The organism is Ruegeria sp. HKCCA5929, from assembly GCF_013034525.1.
In the GTDB taxonomy this organism is placed as follows: Bacteria; Pseudomonadota; Alphaproteobacteria; order Rhodobacterales; family Rhodobacteraceae; genus Ruegeria.
Map to the genome: position 1 here is coordinate 1 of NZ_WQGE01000005.1, position 16,175 is coordinate 16,175.

The 16,175-nt window shown below is 57.1% G+C and carries 13 protein-coding genes; 9 read left to right on the forward strand and 4 right to left on the reverse strand.

All coding sequences use genetic code 11. The annotated features are described in order from the left end of the window. Positions 1-291: 291 nt before the first annotated feature. Positions 292-1,053 (forward strand): NAD kinase, encoded by a 762-nt coding sequence (locus tag GOV90_RS12865; protein WP_171091113.1) that lies wholly within the window; start codon positions 292-294, stop codon positions 1,051-1,053. A 257-nt stretch (positions 1,054-1,310) separates the two neighbouring features. On the opposite strand, the gene GOV90_RS12870 is transcribed toward GOV90_RS12865, so the two are convergent. The 3 genes from GOV90_RS12870 to GOV90_RS12880 form a co-directional block, all read right to left on the reverse strand. Next, positions 1,311-2,747, reverse strand: a complete 1,437-nt coding sequence (locus tag GOV90_RS12870; RefSeq protein WP_171091110.1) for an amidase family protein — start codon at positions 2,745-2,747, stop codon at positions 1,311-1,313. 87 nt (positions 2,748-2,834) lie between these two features. Next, positions 2,835-4,724, reverse strand: coding sequence for a propionate-CoA ligase PrpE (gene prpE / locus GOV90_RS12875; RefSeq protein ID WP_171091108.1), 1,890 nt, complete (start codon positions 4,722-4,724; stop codon positions 2,835-2,837). A gap of 369 nt (positions 4,725-5,093) precedes the next feature. Continuing rightward, complete coding sequence (locus GOV90_RS12880; protein ID WP_171091106.1) at positions 5,094-7,367, reverse strand: NADP-dependent malic enzyme; 2,274 nt, start codon at positions 7,365-7,367, stop codon at positions 5,094-5,096. Between the two features lie 183 nt (positions 7,368-7,550). Between GOV90_RS12880 and GOV90_RS12885 the strand changes: the two genes are divergently transcribed. The 7 genes from GOV90_RS12885 to upp all read left to right on the forward strand — a co-directional run bounded on the left by GOV90_RS12885 (position 7,551) and on the right by upp (position 13,938). Then, positions 7,551-8,255, forward strand: a complete 705-nt coding sequence (locus GOV90_RS12885; protein ID WP_171091104.1) for a hypothetical protein — start codon at positions 7,551-7,553, stop codon at positions 8,253-8,255. Continuing rightward, entirely contained in the window at positions 8,218-9,321 is a 1,104-nt protein-coding gene (locus GOV90_RS12890; RefSeq protein ID WP_171091102.1) for a cupin domain-containing protein, read from the forward strand. The genes GOV90_RS12885 and GOV90_RS12890 overlap by 38 nt, the downstream gene beginning before the upstream one ends. A gap of 92 nt (positions 9,322-9,413) precedes the next feature. Then, positions 9,414-9,806, forward strand: coding sequence for a cytidine deaminase (locus GOV90_RS12895; protein ID WP_171091100.1), 393 nt, complete (start codon positions 9,414-9,416; stop codon positions 9,804-9,806). Positions 9,807-9,810: 4 nt separating this feature from the next. After that, positions 9,811-11,118 (forward strand): thymidine phosphorylase, encoded by a 1,308-nt coding sequence (locus GOV90_RS12900; RefSeq protein ID WP_171091099.1) that lies wholly within the window; start codon positions 9,811-9,813, stop codon positions 11,116-11,118. Beyond that, positions 11,115-12,326, forward strand: coding sequence for a phosphopentomutase (locus GOV90_RS12905; protein WP_171091096.1), 1,212 nt, complete (start codon positions 11,115-11,117; stop codon positions 12,324-12,326). The genes GOV90_RS12900 and GOV90_RS12905 overlap by 4 nt, the downstream gene beginning before the upstream one ends. Beyond that, positions 12,323-13,309 (forward strand): adenosine deaminase, encoded by a 987-nt coding sequence (locus GOV90_RS12910; protein WP_171091093.1) that lies wholly within the window; start codon positions 12,323-12,325, stop codon positions 13,307-13,309. The genes GOV90_RS12905 and GOV90_RS12910 overlap by 4 nt, the downstream gene beginning before the upstream one ends. After that, entirely contained in the window at positions 13,306-13,938 is a 633-nt protein-coding gene (gene upp / locus GOV90_RS12915) for a uracil phosphoribosyltransferase (protein ID WP_171091092.1), read from the forward strand. Before GOV90_RS12910 ends, upp begins: the two co-directional genes overlap by 4 nt. Before the next feature lie 6 nt (positions 13,939-13,944). Here upp and GOV90_RS12920 read toward each other — a convergent pair whose 3' ends face one another. After that, positions 13,945-14,958: a hypothetical protein gene (locus tag GOV90_RS12920; RefSeq protein ID WP_171091090.1), complete on the reverse strand. Its 1,014-nt coding sequence runs from the start codon at positions 14,956-14,958 to the stop codon at positions 13,945-13,947. Between the two features lie 147 nt (positions 14,959-15,105). On the opposite strand from GOV90_RS12920, the gene GOV90_RS12925 reads away from it, so the two are divergent. Continuing rightward, on the forward strand, positions 15,106-16,041 hold the full coding sequence (locus GOV90_RS12925; protein WP_171091088.1) for a DMT family transporter: 936 nt from the start codon (positions 15,106-15,108) through the stop codon (positions 16,039-16,041). Positions 16,042-16,175: the final 134 nt, after the last annotated feature.

A 16,175-nucleotide genomic window follows, 5' to 3' on the forward strand; every position in this document is an offset into this window, starting at 1 on the left:
ATGCGATCAGCTCGATCTCGTCGCGCTGACGGCCCAGCTCGGACGTGATCGAGCCAAAAAGCTCAGGGTCACGGTCCGATAGGGACTGGGTGAAAAATCCGGTATCACGAAGGTTGGCGTTCATGGGCGCTCCACATGGTTGGGTAAAAACTTGCGGATTTCCTATCGGAAACGCTGCATCTTCAAAAGCTGTAAAGCGACGATTTGGTCCGCTGGGGCGTCAAGACTGGCCTATTGGGGAAAGGTATGTTTGTTTCGGAACCAAATGTGTAGCACCGGAAACCGGAAAACATGAAAAAGAGAATCGCCTTTCTTGCCAGCGATGTCAAAGTGGCGCAGACGGCCCGGGATATTCTGGTTGCCAAACACGGAAACGCGGCACCGCGGGATGCTGATGTTGTTGTCGCTTTGGGCGGGGACGGCTTCATGTTGCGCACCCTGCACAACATGCAGCATCTTGATACACCGGTTTACGGCATGAACCGGGGCACGATCGGATTCCTGATGAACGAATATCACGAAGACGACCTTATGGCACGTCTCGAGGATGCCGAGGAAGAAGTAATCAACCCGCTTTTGATGCGGGCAATGGATCAATCCGGCACGCTGCACGAGGCGCTTGCCATTAACGAAGTGTCGCTGTTGCGGGCAGGGCCACAGGCGGCAAGGCTGAAGATCAGCGTCGATGGCCGCGTGCGGATGCCGGAACTGGTCTGCGATGGGGCTCTGTTGTCAACACCAGCCGGATCGACAGCCTATAATTATTCCGCGCACGGACCGATCCTGCCCATCGGATCGGATGTTTTGGCGTTGACGGCGATTGCCGCTTTTCGCCCCCGCCGTTGGCGCGGTGCGCTGTTGCCCAAGATCGCAAAGGTTCGGTTCGATGTTCTGGATGCAGATAAACGCCCGGTTATGGCGGATGCCGATTCCATCTCATTCCCGGAAATTGATTGGGTCGAAATCAGGTCTGAACCGGCCATCGCCCACCGTATTCTGTTTGACCCCGGCCACGGCCTTGAAGAACGCCTAATTTCTGAACAATTCACATGAATTTGAGCCGCCGCGCATTTTTTTCTGGCTTATGTGAACCAGTTCACAGGGAATTTATCGCGAATTGGCTAGGGTGAATTCACCCGGAGAACACGCCAAGGTGGGAGTGAGTGGCCACCTAAACGGCGTTTTCGAATGATTGTGCAAATTTTGCGCTGGCGAGGGTGGGTGGTGCTACGCTCGTCATCAGATTTCCGGGCTTATTTAAGCAGTCGGACCCTGGGCACAATGACCCAGGGTCTATTTTTTGCATTCGCCTACGTCGTGTCCATTTGTTCCCAAAGCGCGGTGCACATTTGACCCACGCGGGCTTCGATTGCTGCTGCGGCATCTACCGCCAGATCTTCGCGCCAACGATTGGCGGCAATCTGAACGTTGATTGGCTGAGGTCCCTTGGGCAAATCTGCCAGCCGCGCGGGCACGCAGGCTGCTGGTAGCCCCAAAAAGTTCATCGCATATGAATATACAGCGCAGCCCAAAACCTCATGAACACCTTCAGCCCCTTCAGTATCGCGGTCGGGCTTGAAAAAAGGCTGCGGCAGGAACGGCGACAGAACCAGCGGATAATCTTGCAAGAACAGCGACCATTCACGCGCATAGTGGCTGCGTTTGGCCAACATTTTTACCAGATCGGTTTCAACGATGGGCGGAAATTCCTGAAAGTAGACGTCGAAAATCTCTCGAATGGTTTGCGATCCCGCTGCTTCGATATCCGATTTCATCAAGGTCAGAACTTCGCCCATCAAGGTCCGATAGCCGATCCTGCCACATTCAAACACGTCTGGTGGATCAACCTCATCCACGGCATAGCCAGCATCGACCAGAGCGTCCCGTGCCGTATCAAGCGCCTTTTCGACCTCGGGATGCAGGGCATATCCAAAGGTATTTTTCGTGAACGCCACCTTGATGGGGCCGTCGGGGACTTCACCGCGCCAAGGCATTGGCACATGGAAAGGGTCACGCGCGTCGGCCGCGATCACGCTGGGCATCGACAGGTGCAAATCCGCAGCTGAGCGTGTGATCAGGCCCTGAACGGACATCGACTGGGCCAACAGACCTCGTTCAACTTTTTGACTGGGGTTCCAGGCCGGGACACGCCCCAGCCCAGGTTTCACAGTGACTGCTCCGTTGGCCGCTGCCGGAAAGCGCAGGCTGCCGCCGATATCATTGCCATGAGCCAACGCACCGACACCTGCCATCACAGCAGCACCGGCCCCGCCCGAAGACCCGCCGGGTGAGATATGCCGCCCCCAAGGGTTATGCGTGCGCCCATATAGCGGGTTGTCTGTGTCGGCCCGAAACGAAAACTCTGGCGTATTGGTCCGCCCGATGACAACGGCCCCAGCTTTTAGCAAATTGCTGACGACCGGCGCGTCATCCGGGGCGATCACATCTTTCAATGCCACAACGCCATTGGTGGTGGCGTGCCCTTTTTGATCGACATTCACTTTGATCGTAACCGGTACACCATGCAGGGGCCCGGTCGGTTGATCGTTTGCACGGGCGTGATCCAGAGATTGCGCGCGTTCCAAGGCTTCGGTGCGTAGATCTTCTACAACAGCGTTCAGGTCTTGGTTGACCGCATCCATCCGGTCAATCGAAGCTTGAACAGCCTCAGTCGCACTCAGGTCACCGCGACGTGTCAGGTTGGTCATATCTGTAGCGCTGAGACGCCAGATGTCAGAGTGTGTCATGGGCCCTCACTGTTTACAGCGAGAGTAGGGAGCCTGATCCAGGATGCAAGTGCAGGCGCGAAAAGGGCGGCCTGAGCCGCCCCCAGGTTACTTGGCGTAACCGATTGTTTGTAAGGCGTCCTTGATTTCGTCAAGGATGACCGGATCGTCGATCGTGGCGGGCATTTTATAGTCCTGATTATCGGCAATCGAGACCATGGTGCCGCGCAGGATCTTACCCGAGCGTGTCTTGGGCAGCCTGTCTACTACAACGGCCAGCTTGAACGCTGCAACAGGGCCGATCTTTTCGCGCACCATCTTGACCACTTCCTGAACCACATCGCCGTGATCCCGGTCTGCGCCCGCGTTCAGGCACAGGAACCCGACCGGCATCTGGCCCTTCAACTGATCCGATACGCCGATCACCGCACATTCGGCCACGTCGGGGTGGGCGGCCAGCACCTCTTCCATCCCGCCGGTCGACAGGCGGTGGCCTGCCACGTTGATGACGTCATCCGTACGCGCCATGATATAAAGGTAACCGTCCTCATCGATCATGCCCGCATCACCGGTTTCGTAATATCCGGGGAAGTGCTCGAGGTAGGATTTCTTGAACCGTGCCTCTGCGTTCCAAAGGGTGGGCAGCGTGCCCGGAGGCAGCGGCAGCTTGACTGCAATGGCACCCAACTCCCCCGCTTTCATTGGGTGGCCGCCTTCGTCCAGAATTTGCACGTCATAGCCCGGCATTGGTTTGGCGGGTGAGCCCAGTTTGACCGGCAGTTCTTCGATGCCCAGCGGATTGCCAGCGATAGCCCAACCCGTTTCGGTTTGCCACCAGTGGTCGATCACCGGAACCTTCAGTGCGTCTTGCGCCCAGATGATGGTGTCGGGATCAGCGCGTTCACCGGCAAGGTAAAGGGCGCGCAGATGGGACAGGTCGTATTTGGCGATCATCTCCCCTTTTGGGTCTTCTCGTTTTACGGCCCGGATCGCTGTCGGGGCTGTGAAAAAGCTTTTGACCTTATGCTCTGAGATCACGCGCCAGAAGGTGCCAGCGTCGGGGGTGCCAACCGGTTTGCCTTCGAACACAATGGTTGTGTTGCCATGGATGAGCGGTGCGTAGCAGATGTAGGAATGGCCCACGACCCAGCCCACATCGGATGCGGCCCAGAACACGTCGCCCGGATCGACGTTATAGATGTTCTTCATTGACCAGTTCAGCGCCACTAGATGTCCGGCAGTAGGGCGCACGACACCCTTGGGCGCGCCCGTAGTGCCAGAGGTGTAAAGGATATAGGCCGGATCATTGCCATCGACCGGTACGCATTCGGCCGGTTCAACCCCATATTGGAAACCGTGCCAGTTGAAATCGCGCCCTTCGATCAGCTGGGCAACCTCTTGTTCACGCTGGAAGATAACGCAGAATTCAGGTTTGTGTTCGGCCAGGTCGATCGCGCCGTCCAGCAATGGTTTGTAATGCACGACACGACCCGGTTCCATTCCGCAAGATGCGGCGATGATCGCCTTAGGTTTGGCGTCATCAATGCGCACGGCCAATTCGTTGCTGGCAAACCCGCCGAACACGACCGAATGCACTGCACCCAAACGGGCGCAGGCCAGCATCGCCTCAAGCGCTTCGGGGATCATCGGCATATAGATGATGACGCGATCACCTTTCTCGACGCCTTTGGCTCGCAGTGCACCGGCAAGGTTGGCCACGCGGTTGCGCAGTTCAACATACGAAATCTCACGTTTGGTGTGCGTGATTGGGCTGTCATAGATGATGGCAGTTTGTTCGCCGCGACCGTTTTCAACGTGGCGGTCCACAGCGTTCCAGCATGTGTTGACCCGCGCATCACTGAACCATTCATAGAGAGGCGCATTTTCGTCGAACAACGCTTTGCTGGGCTCTTTTACCCAGTCGATCCCCTTGGCAGCGTCCATCCAGAACGCTTCGGGGTCAGTTTTCCAGCTGTCATAAACGTCCTGATACGCCATCTCGTCCTCCTCACAACGACTTGGACATTGTGTTAGGACCCAGAAAACTTTCGGGCAAGCGTATCAAATGACGACGCGTCAGTTTATCGCAAAATATTTGCAGGAACCCGCTGAGGAGGCTGCAAAGTTTTGCAAACCCCTTTTTCAATATCGGGAATTCGATATTCTTCAGCCCATTTTGCAAAACTGCAAACTACTTGCTGCAAAAAACAGACCGGGTCACGACTCACCTTCACGCGCAAGGTCTGGTCGGTGCGCGGCCTTCAGAAAACCAGGCTATGCGTGAGCTGCAATAGCAGAGCGGCGGTAAACTTTTGGTAAACCGCACCCTATACTGGGGCGCGGTTTTGGTTTTCTTGCTGAGTTTGCTCAGCCGTAATGCGCAACCGGGGTGCCTGCTATGGCAGCCATATTCAGCAACCCGCGCGCCGTGATCGAAGGCGTGACAATATGAGCCTTGTTGCCCATGCCCATAAGAATGGGGCCAACTTCGATCCCGTCCGCCTTCATCTTGAGGATATTGCGCACCCCGCTGGCGGCATCCGCATGAGCAAAAATCAACACATTTGCCGCGCCCTGCAGTCGTGATCCCGGAAAGATGCGGGCCCTTAGGTCCGCATCCAAGGCGGCATCCAGATTCATTTCACCCTCGTAAACGAAATCACGCGGCTGTTGATCCAGAATGCTCAGCGCCGCGCGCAGCCGTTTGCCGGACCCTTCGGCTTGGTTTCCGAATTGTGACTGTGAGCAGAAGGCAATCTTTGGTTCGATCCCGAACCGGCGCACATGCCGCGCGGCACCAATTGTGGTTTCGGCCAATTCCTCGGGTGTGGGCAGTTGACGAACATGGGTGTCGGCGATGAACAAGGGCCCGTCCTCCAAAATCATCAGAGACAAAGCGCCATGCGGACGTAGGTCGCCTTCGTCCAACACCTGTTCCACGTAGTTCAGATGCCAGCGATATTCGCCGAATGTGCCACAGATCATGCTGTCAGCCTCACCGCGATGAACCATGATTGCGCCAATCGCTGTGGTGTTGGTGCGCATGATCGCCTTGGCCAAATCCGGTGTGACACCACGGCGTTGCATGATCTGATGGTACGAGTTCCAATAATCGTAATACCGTGGGTCGTTTTCCGGGTTCACGATCTGGCAATCCGTTCCAGGGCGGATGGTCAGGCCGAGCCGTTCACAGCGTGCTTCGATCACTTCTGGGCGCCCGATCAGGATTGGTGTTTCAGTTGTCTCTTCCAAGATGGCTTGTGCGGCCCGGAGCACCCGTTCGTCCTCACCCTCGGCAAAGACGATTCGGCGGGAGGCAGCTGCTGCAGCTTCGAACACGGGGCGCATCAGAAGGGCAGACTTGAAGACGGTTTGGTTCAGCTTTTCCTTATAGGCTTCAAGATCCTCGATTGGCCTCTTGGCGACGCCGCTATCCATGGCCGCCTTTGCCACAGACGAAGAGACCACACCAACCAGACGAGGGTCGAAAGGTTTGGGGATCAGGTAATCTGGACCAAATGTCAGCTGTTCGCCTTTGTAAGCTGCGGCAGCCTCGGCACTTGTCGTCGCGCGTGCCATTTCGGCGATACCGTCGACACAGGCAATCTGCATCTCATCATTGATCTCGGTTGCACCTACATCCAGTGCGCCCCGGAAGATAAAGGGAAAACACAGTACGTTATTGACCTGATTGGGAAAATCGCTGCGCCCTGTGGCGATGATCGCATCCGGCGCAACCTCGCGCGCGGCCTGGGGCAGGATTTCCGGCGTTGGGTTGGCCAGCGCAAAAATAATCGGGCGGCTGGCCATTTTCGCAACCATTTCGGGTTTCAGGACATTCGGGCCGCTGAGGCCCAGAAACAGGTCTGCGTCTCCGATTACGTCATCCAATGTCCGCAGATCCGAGTTCTGGGCGAACTGGGATTTCTGTGGGTTCATGTCCTCGGCACGACCTTCATAGACAAGCCCGTGGATGTCACACAACCAGATGTTTTCGCGCTTAACGCCCAGTTTCACCAGCATGTTCAGGCAGGCAATTCCTGCGGCCCCGCCGCCGGTTGAAACGACCTTGATGTCGCCAAATGATTTCCCTGCCACATGCAAGGCGTTCTTTGCGGCCGCCCCCACGACAATGGCGGTGCCGTGCTGGTCATCATGGAATACCGGAATGTTCATGCGTTCGCGGCACAATTTCTCGACTATGAAGCAGTCGGGGGCCTTAATATCCTCAAGATTGATCGCGCCAAATGTCGGTTCCAGCGCGCAAACGATATCCGCCAGCTTCTCGGGGTCGGGTTGGTCGACTTCGATATCAAAGCAATCGATGCCTGCAAACTTTTTGAACAGGACGGCCTTGCCCTCCATCACCGGTTTCGAGGCAAGTGCCCCGATATTCCCCAGCCCGAGAACAGCAGTTCCGTTGGACACCACAGCAACAAGGTTTCCACGTGCAGTGTAACGCTCGGCATTTGCGGCATCAGCTTTGATTTCAAGGCTGGCCTCTGCCACGCCGGGAGAATAGGCCCGAGCCAGATCGCGCCCATTGGCCATTGGCTTTGTAGCCTTGATTTCAAGCTTTCCGGGCTTCGGATGTGCATGATATTCAAGCGCAGCCTGTCTCAAACTGGGGGTGTCAGGCATCGGTTTCTCTTCTCCCTAAAAAATATAATTTAGCCTTAAACTGTTTTTTCAAGCTTGGCTACGTTGCGTCACTTCGGCGAGTTGTCGCAACTGTGAGGCGTCTGCGGATTGAATTTTGTCGCAAAACATTTACATACGGGCAACTTTGCGATTCAAAAACCACTCAGGCAAGAAGCAGCAGTAATGACAATCAAGCTAAGTGATCAAGCCGAGGGCTTCTCGTCCGGCTTTTCTGCACATGCTGGCTATTCTCGGCTGGCGTTGTGGGGCGTGGTGGCATTGGCGTGCGCTCTGGTTGGCGTTGTTCTCGTCTGGCCCGAGTTCGCAGCGACGTTTAATCAGGAAGGTGGCCCGATCGAAACACTCTCGGCCGCTGGTTTGTTTGTCGCAGGTCTTGCTGCGCTGTGGCGCTATCGTGGCATCTCGCGTGCGTATATTGGCCTGACTTGCCTTTTGCTGGCCGAACGCGAATTAGAGGCCGACATCTATTCCGAGGGCAGTCTACCGTTCACGATCCTTCACGGTTTAGACGTTTTTTTAGATGTCACCTGGGTCAGGGTTGCTTTGGTCACCCTTGTGCTCGGTGGTGCCGTCTGGCACGGCATTCCGACAGGTTGGCGCGCGTTCAAACAACGCAACCTTTCCTTAATGGTGTTTATCGCGGCGGGGTCTGCTGCTGTCATCGCCCAACTTCTGGAAGAGTTTTCGGGATTATATGCTGGTGCTTTGTCAGACCTCATGATGGTGCGCCTTTTTGTGCTGGAAGAAACGCTCGAGATGTTCTTTTCGATTGGCATTTTGGTCGCTGTTCTGATCGGATGGCCCAAAACGCAATCCAACGGAACGCACGATGACCAAGACAGCCAATCCATCGCAGACATACGCTGAATTTCGCCAGCCCACGCAGGAGTTGCGTGACGACATCCCCTTTTACACAAAGACACTGGGGATGAAGATGGACATGATCTATCCCGCAGACGATCCGCGAATAGCGGTGTTCTCAGGTCATGGGTTGCGCTTGCGCATCGAAAAGGATGCACCCGAAAGCGCTGGAACGCTGCGTATCCTGACCGACGACCCCGAAGGTTTCGCCAACGGTGAACGCGTTCTTGTTGCGCCCAACGGCACCCGTGTTGAAATCGAAGAGCGTAACCCCCCGCTAGTAATGCCTGAAACGGTTCATTCTTTTGTGGTGCGCAGGCTCAAGGATCAGGCGCCTTGGATCATCGGGCGCGCAGGTATGCACTATCGCGATCTGGTGCCAGACCGCTTGGGTGGATCGATCATCGCCAGCCATATTCGTATCCCCGACGGTGGCCCGGTGCCTGACATGGTACATTTTCACAAGGTTGGGTTTCAGCTGATCTTTTGCATCCACGGATGGGTCGATGTCGTCTATGAAGATCAAGGTGATAAAATGCGCCTGACCGCTGGCGATTGCTTTATCCAGCCGCCGGAAATTCGTCATCGCGTGCTGGAAGCATCCAATAACGTTCAGGTCATTGAGATCGGTGTGCCGGCAGAACATGTCACGGAAATCGACCATGACATGCAGCTCCCAACCCCGCATTTTCGTCCCGATCGGGAATGGCAGGGACAACGCTTTGTCTACAATCAGGCGAAGGATGCCGAATGGGTGCCTTTCCGTTTGCCAGGTTACATCTGCCGCGACACAACGATTGCCGAAAACACTAAGGGTGTCGCCGGTGTTCAGGTTGTGCGCAAAGGGCAGGGTGATCCGGAATGGGCCAGTCATGACACCGATATCCATTTTACCTTTGTGATGGACGGCCAAGTGACGCTGGAAGGCGAAGGGCGTGAACCATACCGGCTGGAGCAAGGCGACGCATTCGTCATTCCGCCGGGCATGCGTACGCGCTTGTCCGCGCCGTCGGATGATATCGAATTGCTGGAAGTCACCTTGCCCGGTACCTTCACCACTACGCTGGGGTGACTGAAAAACAAGGGAAGGGGGGCTTCTATTCCCCCACCTTTTTCCGGTAGGGTCCAATTTTCTGACCAGATGATCAAAAATAGGGAATCGCCATGTCGCTGAAAGACGCTGCTTTGTCCGTCCGGGAAAACGCCTATGCGCCTTATTCGAACTTCAAGGTTGGCGCGGCGCTGCGGTCTTCCTCGGGTCAGGTTTATTCCGGTTGCAATGTCGAGAACGTCGCATACCCCGAAGGCACGTGCGCTGAGGCTGGCGCGATTGCCGCGATGGTCGCCGCGGGCGAGCAGGAACTGACCGAAGTCTATGTGGTCGCCTCAAGCCCACAACCCGTGCCGCCTTGCGGTGGGTGCCGACAGAAACTGGCCGAGTTCGGCAAGCGCGATGTGAAAGTCACTCTGGCGACAGTGGACGGTGCCGAGTTCGAAACCACCATCGGAGAATTGCTGCCGGGCGCGTTCGATGCCTCGCATATGGAGGATGTCTGAACGCATGGACGCCCGTTCGATCATAGCAAAGCTGCGCAAGCAAGATGTGCCGGGGCGCGAGGAACTGATCTGGTTCGCGCAAGGTCTAGCCGATGGCAGCGTCAGTGACGCGCAGGCCGGGGCCTTTGCCATGGCTGTCTGCATGGGGGGATTGGGCTCGCAGGGGCGTGCGGATCTGACGGTTGCGATGCGCGATAGCGGTGAGGTTCTCACTTGGGACGTGGACGGGCCTGTGATTGATAAACACTCGACCGGCGGGGTCGGGGATAGCGTCAGTCTGGTACTTGCCCCGGCGCTTGCGGAATGCGGTGCGTATGTTCCGATGATCTCGGGCCGTGGCTTGGGGCACACTGGTGGCACGTTGGACAAGCTTGAGGCGATACCAGGTGTCAGCACACAGATCGGGCAGGATCGCCTTGCGCAGATCTTGCGCGAAACCGGTGCGGCCATCGTGGGCGCAACAGGTCAGATCGCTCCGGCAGACAAGCGACTTTATGCGGTGCGCGACGTGACCGCGACGGTCGAAAGCCTGGATCTGATCACCGCATCAATCCTGTCCAAAAAGCTGGCTGCCAGCCCGGATGCGTTGGTTTTGGACGTCAAGGTCGGCAGCGGTGCCTTCATGAAAACGATGGAGGAAGCGAACAAGCTGGCCTTTGCATTGACTCAGACCGCGAACGCGGCCGGGTGCCGGACATCAGCCGTCATAACGGACATGAATCAGCCATTGGCACCGGCGCTGGGCAATGCGTTGGAAATTGCAGAAGTTATGAAGGTCCTGACCGGATCGCACTCTTCACCGTTGGCAGACATCTCTGCCGAGTTGGGGGGGGTATTGCTGACGGACGCCGGAATGTGCGGGTCGGTCGCGGAAGGGCGCGAACAGATCGCCGAAATCATTCGTGACGGGCGCGCCGCGGAACGATTTGGTCGCATGATGGCTGCGGTCGGCGGCCCCGTACAGTTCGTCGAGACCTGGGCCCGGTTCCTGCCAGAAGCAAGTGTCATCCAAGAAGTCTCCGCCCCGAAGGACGGCTATGTTGCGGCTATCAACGGTGAGGCGCTGGGTCTTGCCGTGGTGGCGCTGGGCGGTGGTCGTCAGGTCGAAAGCGACCAGATCGACCCGGCTGTTGGGATTTCCGACATTCTCCGGCTGGGGGATCGTGTGTCCAAAGGGGCACCCATCGCTGTAATCCATTCGGCGCGGGAGGACGCTGCACGGCGCGCCGCTGAAAGCGTGCTTGACGCGATCACGATCAGCGATACTGCTCCGACGTTACCTGCTCTGATCCACGAAAGGATCAGCTTATGAGCCGCGCCTTTCTCGTGGTGATGGATTCCGTCGGGATTGGCGGAGCGCCGGATGCCAACCGGTTTTTCAACGGCAACGTTCCGGATACCGGCGCGAATACAGTGGGCCACATCGCGCAGGCTTGTGCCGAGGGGCGCGCGGAAGAGGGTCGTTCAGGTGCTTTGAACCTGCCGCATCTCGACGCATTGGGTCTGGGTGCGGCTGTGCGCTTGGCGTCCGGGGACACAACCCCGGGATTGAACGCAGAACCCACGGGCCTTTGGGGCTGCGCGCGAGAGCATTCGCCCGGCAAGGACACACCTTCGGGCCATTGGGAATTGGCGGGCCTACCGGTGCCATGGGATTGGCACTACTTCCCAGACACGGTTCCAACCTTTCCAGCGGACCTGAGCCGTGCCGCGGCTGAAGCGGCAGGGACCGAAGGCGTCCTTGGGGATTGTCACGCTTCGGGCACTGCGATCATCGCTGAGTTGGGTGCCGAGCACATGCGGACCGGTTGGCCGATCTGCTACACCTCTGCCGACAGCGTGTTTCAAATCGCTGCCCACGAAGAAAGCTTCGGACTAGACCGGCTGCTGGACATGTGCCGCACGCTTGCGCCGCGATTGCATGAGATGAAAGTGGGTCGTGTTATTGCGCGCCCCTTTATCGGCACGCCAGAGACGGGCTTTGAACGCACGACCAATCGCAAGGATTTCGCCATTTTGCCGCCGGCACCAGTGCTGACCAATTGGGTGCAGGATGCAGGGCGTAAGGTGCACGCAGTGGGCAAGATCGGCGATATCTTCTCGATGCAGGGCATCGACACACTGCGTAAAGGGTCGGACGCCGAATTGATGCAACACCTATCTGATCTCGTGGACGAGGCGGAAGACGGCAGTTTAACCTTTGCCAATTTCGTGGAATTCGACAGTCTTTACGGCCATCGCCGCGACATCAGCGGTTATGCCCGCGCTTTGGAATGGTTCGACCGCGAGATCGGAAAGATTCTGGCAAAGCTCCACCCCTGCGACCTATTGTTGCTGACTGCTGATCATGGCAATGACCCCAGCTGGACCGGAACGGATCACACGCGTGAACAGGTGCCGGTTCTGATAGCAGGGCAAGGTGCGGGGCAAATCGGGCAAGTGGACTTTGCCGACATAGCCGCCAGCATTGCCCATCACCTGAACATTCCGGTGCAAGGGCCGGGTAGGAATTTTTTATGAGCGTCGCCGACCTTCCAAAAATCGAACTGCACCTGCATCACGAAGGCGCAGCGCCCCCAGCCTTCATCCGCCAGCTCGCGCATGAAAAACGCGTGGACCTGAGCGGTATCTTCAAACCGGACGGATCGTATGATTTCCGCGACTTCGCGCATTTCCTGAGCGTGTATGAAGCCGCGTGCGAAGTCCTGAAAACGCCCGAAGACTTCCGGCGGCTCACTTTGGCCATTCTGGAAGAAAGCGCTGAGAATGGCGTGGTCTACTCTGAGACTTTTCTGAGCCCTGATTTCTGTGGCGGCGGCGATCTGAACGCGTGGCGCGATTATCTGAACGCCATTCAGGATGCCGCAGACGAGGCCGAGCGCAAATTCGGTATCACTCTGCGTGGCGTCATCACCTGTGTGCGCCATTTCGGTCCCGAACAGGCCAAGCGCAGCGCCCATTGTGCAGCTGAGACGGCGGGCGACTGGATTACCGGTTTCGGTATGGGCGGAAACGAATCCATCGGTGCGCAGGGCGATTTCAAATGGGCCTTCGATTGCGCACGCGAAGCCGGTCTGCGTTTGACCACTCATGCGGGTGAGTTCGGCGGCCCTGACAGCGTGCGTGATGCCATCCGCGATCTGGGGGTCGAACGCATCGGTCACGGCGTCCGCGCCATTGAAGACCCGGACCTTGTTCGCGAGTTGGTAGATCGGGACATCACACTTGAAGTCTGCCCGGGTTCGAACGTGGTTCTGGGCCTTTTCCCTGATTTCGCGGCCCACCCGATTGCGCGCTTGCGCGACGCGGGCGTGAAGGTCACGGTATCCACGGACGACCCGCCGTTTTTTCACACGACCATGCGGCGGGAATATGAGATGTTGAACGTAGCTTTCGGCTGGGAGGCCGAAGATTTTGCGGCAATGAATGAGACGGCCCTAAATGCGGCTTTCTGCGATGAAGACACCCGCGCGCGGGTCAAGAAAAGACTGGAGACATCATGAGCGAACATCTGACCGTCGTCGATCACCCGCTGGTTCAACACAAACTGACGCTCATGCGTAACAAAGGCACCTCGACGGCTGAGTTTCGGCAGTTGCTACGCGAAATTACGCTTTTGTTGGCCTACGAGGTCACGCGCGAAATCCCGTTAACCACGCGCCATATCGAAACGCCGATGGAAGAGATGGACGCCCCCATTCTGGCGGGTAAGAAGATGGCTTTGGTGTCAATCCTGCGTGCCGGAAACGGGATGTTGGATGGCGTTCTAGAACTGGTGCCTTCAGCACGTGTTGGTTTCGTGGGTCTATACCGCGACGAAGAAACGCTGAAACCCGTTCAGTACTATTTCAAGGCACCCGAAGGGCTGAAAGACCGACTGGTCATTGCAGTTGACCCGATGCTGGCCACCGGCAACAGCTCTGCCGCCGCCATTGATCTGCTGAAAGAGGCGGGCGCGACGGATATCCGCTTCCTTTGCCTTCTGGCGGCACCTGAAGGTGTGGCACGTATGAAAGAGGCGCACCCTGACGTGCATATTGTCACCGCCGCTTTGGACCGTGAGCTGAACTCGAAAGGCTATATCATGCCGGGTCTGGGCGATGCGGGCGACCGTATGTTCGGCACCAAGTAAGTCCGATTATTCGCCACAAATGTTCTGAAGCCGGACCCAGTCGCGGTCCGGCAAAACCTGTTCCAGGGTGCGACCTGCCATCGGGTCCGCCTCGATCAGTCCCAAGACAGTTTCACCTGTTATATCTCGGGCATACGCATAAGGCGTCGAGGGCAGGGCGGCTTGTGCAAAGACCGCCAAAAGCTGGTCATCCAAAAGCGAAGGCCGAGGGTCTGACAGAACTTGTTCGGTGTAGCTGTCGATGATGGCAGGCGTCAGTCCTCCGGTTGTCAGCAAACGGAAGGCCGACGATGCACCGGTTCGATCCAGAAGATCATCAAGCGGGTCCGTCTGTTCCATGCGGGCACGTTCCGCAATAACGTAACCCGCTGCCACGGCAGGGTCCTCATAGTCTTCGACCAACGATTTGTTCAACACAACCGTGCCGCCGGGAAGGCTCAGACTATCCTGAACGCCTGCGGGCAGGATAATGATCTGGCGTACACCAGTCCGCTTGGCCAGCCGATCCAGCGAAGCCTGCGCATCAACCGAAGAACAGGCGCGCCCGGAAACACGTTCAATTCGGTGTAGAATGGTTTCCCCGATCTCTTGTCGCTTGACCTGAGGTACAACCGAGACGACGTGGCCTTGCAGCGCAGCAGGCAGCCAAAACAGCAACAGGGCCAGAACAGCAGCAACGACGCCCCCAACACTCAACCACCGCAGACGACCGGGATGCGGGCGCGCGCGATCTATGGCGCGTTGCAGCCGGTCGATGGCGTCCAGCATCGTGGTCTCGGTTTCGGCCAGTTCCAGCGTTTCGTCCGGGTCGCCGTCGGGGTGGAAGATGGCTGGAAAAGAGCCCGGATTCTGCCGTTCCAAAGCTGCCAAAGACCAATGGGTCAATGCCCTGTCATTAAAGTCAGAAATCGTCAGAGTGGCTTCGCCGATCGACACCACGACCTCTCGCCGTTGTTCATCGGGCGAGGGGCGCCACAGACCGGTGGCTTCGATCCGCTGGTACTTTTTCAGGGCCGTCATCTTGATGGGGTCTGCTCAGATTTGTTTTGCCACAGCTTAGCATGGGGCATTCGTTAGGCGCAAACTTGTTGCGCAGTCATTCCGAAATGTGCTGGATACCGAACAGGATTGGAACCGCCGATCTTTGATCGCAATTGGGGCGTTTACATGCAGGATCATCCAACAACTTCACCGGTGTTGGCCTCTGGCTTGATGGTCGGTGCCATGGCGATCATTGGTGTGATCGACAATGTGGTGGTTCTTTTGGCTGAAACGGTTGGCTTGTGGCAGTTCCACCTGACCCGCGCTCTGCTGATGTTTCCGCTCATCGTGGGCCTGTCTGTTCTGGGGTTGGGTGGGCTGCGTCCACGTCGTTGGGGGGCTGTCATTTTGCGCAGCATTCTTATGACGACGGCCATGCTGTGTTACTTCGCCTCGTTGTCAATGATGCCAATTGCAGAAGCGTTGGCGGGATTGTTCACGTCACCGATCTTCGTGTTGCTGATCTCGGCGCTTGCGCTCAAGCAGACGATAGGCCCCTGGCGCATTCTGGCCGTTCTGATGGGTTTTACCGGTATTCTCTTGGTGCTTCAGCCAAACCCTACTGACTTTGATGCGCGGACACTTTTGCCGGTTGCCGCAGGGTTCTTCTATGCGCTGAGTTCGATCCTGACACGTTCGATGTGCTCTGAAGAAAGCACAGTGGCAATGTTGGCGGCAATGGTTACCACGCTGGCCATTGCCGGAGCGATTGGTGTTGTCGCCTTCACGGTTGTTCCCGTTGAAACCCCTGACGGACCGGATGGATTTGTCACGCGTGGCTGGGTTTGGGCGTTCGGACCCGCGATGCTTTGGATAGGCATCCAGGCTGTGGGTTCAACAATCGCTGTCTATATGCTGATCAAGGCGTATCAGGTTGGCGAACCGTCGTATGTGGCGGTTTTCGAGTATTCAGTGATGATTTTTGGTCCGCTCTTTGCCTTTGTCGCGCTTGGGCAGACCATCGGTGCTCTGCAAGTTTCGGGAATAGTCTTGATAGCGGCGGCAGGGGCATTGCTTGGATGGCGGGCCAGACGCTCTTCGTTGTTGCAAGAGGTGGCCTGACGCTTCCAACGCACTGAAGGGCCGGGATTCGAACAAAGAGTGCCCGCTTTTCGTTTCAAATTTCGCAATAAAGCCCGTTTATTCGGTGAGAGTGTTTACAAAAAAGCCGGAACATAAGGCAAAATTAGCCCAAA

What these genes read in the sequence shown, in the direction of transcription:
- prpE (WP_171091108.1), bottom strand. Translation starts at nt 4,724, where the DNA reads ATGGCGTATCAGGACGTTTATGACAGCTGGAAAACTGACCCCGAAGCG.
- GOV90_RS12920 (WP_171091090.1), bottom strand. Translation starts at nt 14,958, where the DNA reads ATGACGGCCCTGAAAAAGTACCAGCGGATCGAAGCCACCGGTCTGTGG.
- GOV90_RS12895 (WP_171091100.1), top strand. Translation starts at nt 9,414, where the DNA reads ATGTCGCTGAAAGACGCTGCTTTGTCCGTCCGGGAAAACGCCTATGCG.
- GOV90_RS12865 (WP_171091113.1), top strand. Translation starts at nt 292, where the DNA reads ATGAAAAAGAGAATCGCCTTTCTTGCCAGCGATGTCAAAGTGGCGCAG.
- GOV90_RS12900 (WP_171091099.1), top strand. Translation starts at nt 9,811, where the DNA reads ATGGACGCCCGTTCGATCATAGCAAAGCTGCGCAAGCAAGATGTGCCG.
- GOV90_RS12890 (WP_171091102.1), top strand. Translation starts at nt 8,218, where the DNA reads ATGACCAAGACAGCCAATCCATCGCAGACATACGCTGAATTTCGCCAG.
- GOV90_RS12885 (WP_171091104.1), top strand. Translation starts at nt 7,551, where the DNA reads ATGACAATCAAGCTAAGTGATCAAGCCGAGGGCTTCTCGTCCGGCTTT.
- GOV90_RS12870 (WP_171091110.1), bottom strand. Translation starts at nt 2,747, where the DNA reads ATGACACACTCTGACATCTGGCGTCTCAGCGCTACAGATATGACCAAC.
- GOV90_RS12880 (WP_171091106.1), bottom strand. Translation starts at nt 7,367, where the DNA reads ATGCCTGACACCCCCAGTTTGAGACAGGCTGCGCTTGAATATCATGCA.
- GOV90_RS12905 (WP_171091096.1), top strand. Translation starts at nt 11,115, where the DNA reads ATGAGCCGCGCCTTTCTCGTGGTGATGGATTCCGTCGGGATTGGCGGA.
- GOV90_RS12910 (WP_171091093.1), top strand. Translation starts at nt 12,323, where the DNA reads ATGAGCGTCGCCGACCTTCCAAAAATCGAACTGCACCTGCATCACGAA.
- upp (WP_171091092.1), top strand. Translation starts at nt 13,306, where the DNA reads ATGAGCGAACATCTGACCGTCGTCGATCACCCGCTGGTTCAACACAAA.
- GOV90_RS12925 (WP_171091088.1), top strand. Translation starts at nt 15,106, where the DNA reads ATGCAGGATCATCCAACAACTTCACCGGTGTTGGCCTCTGGCTTGATG.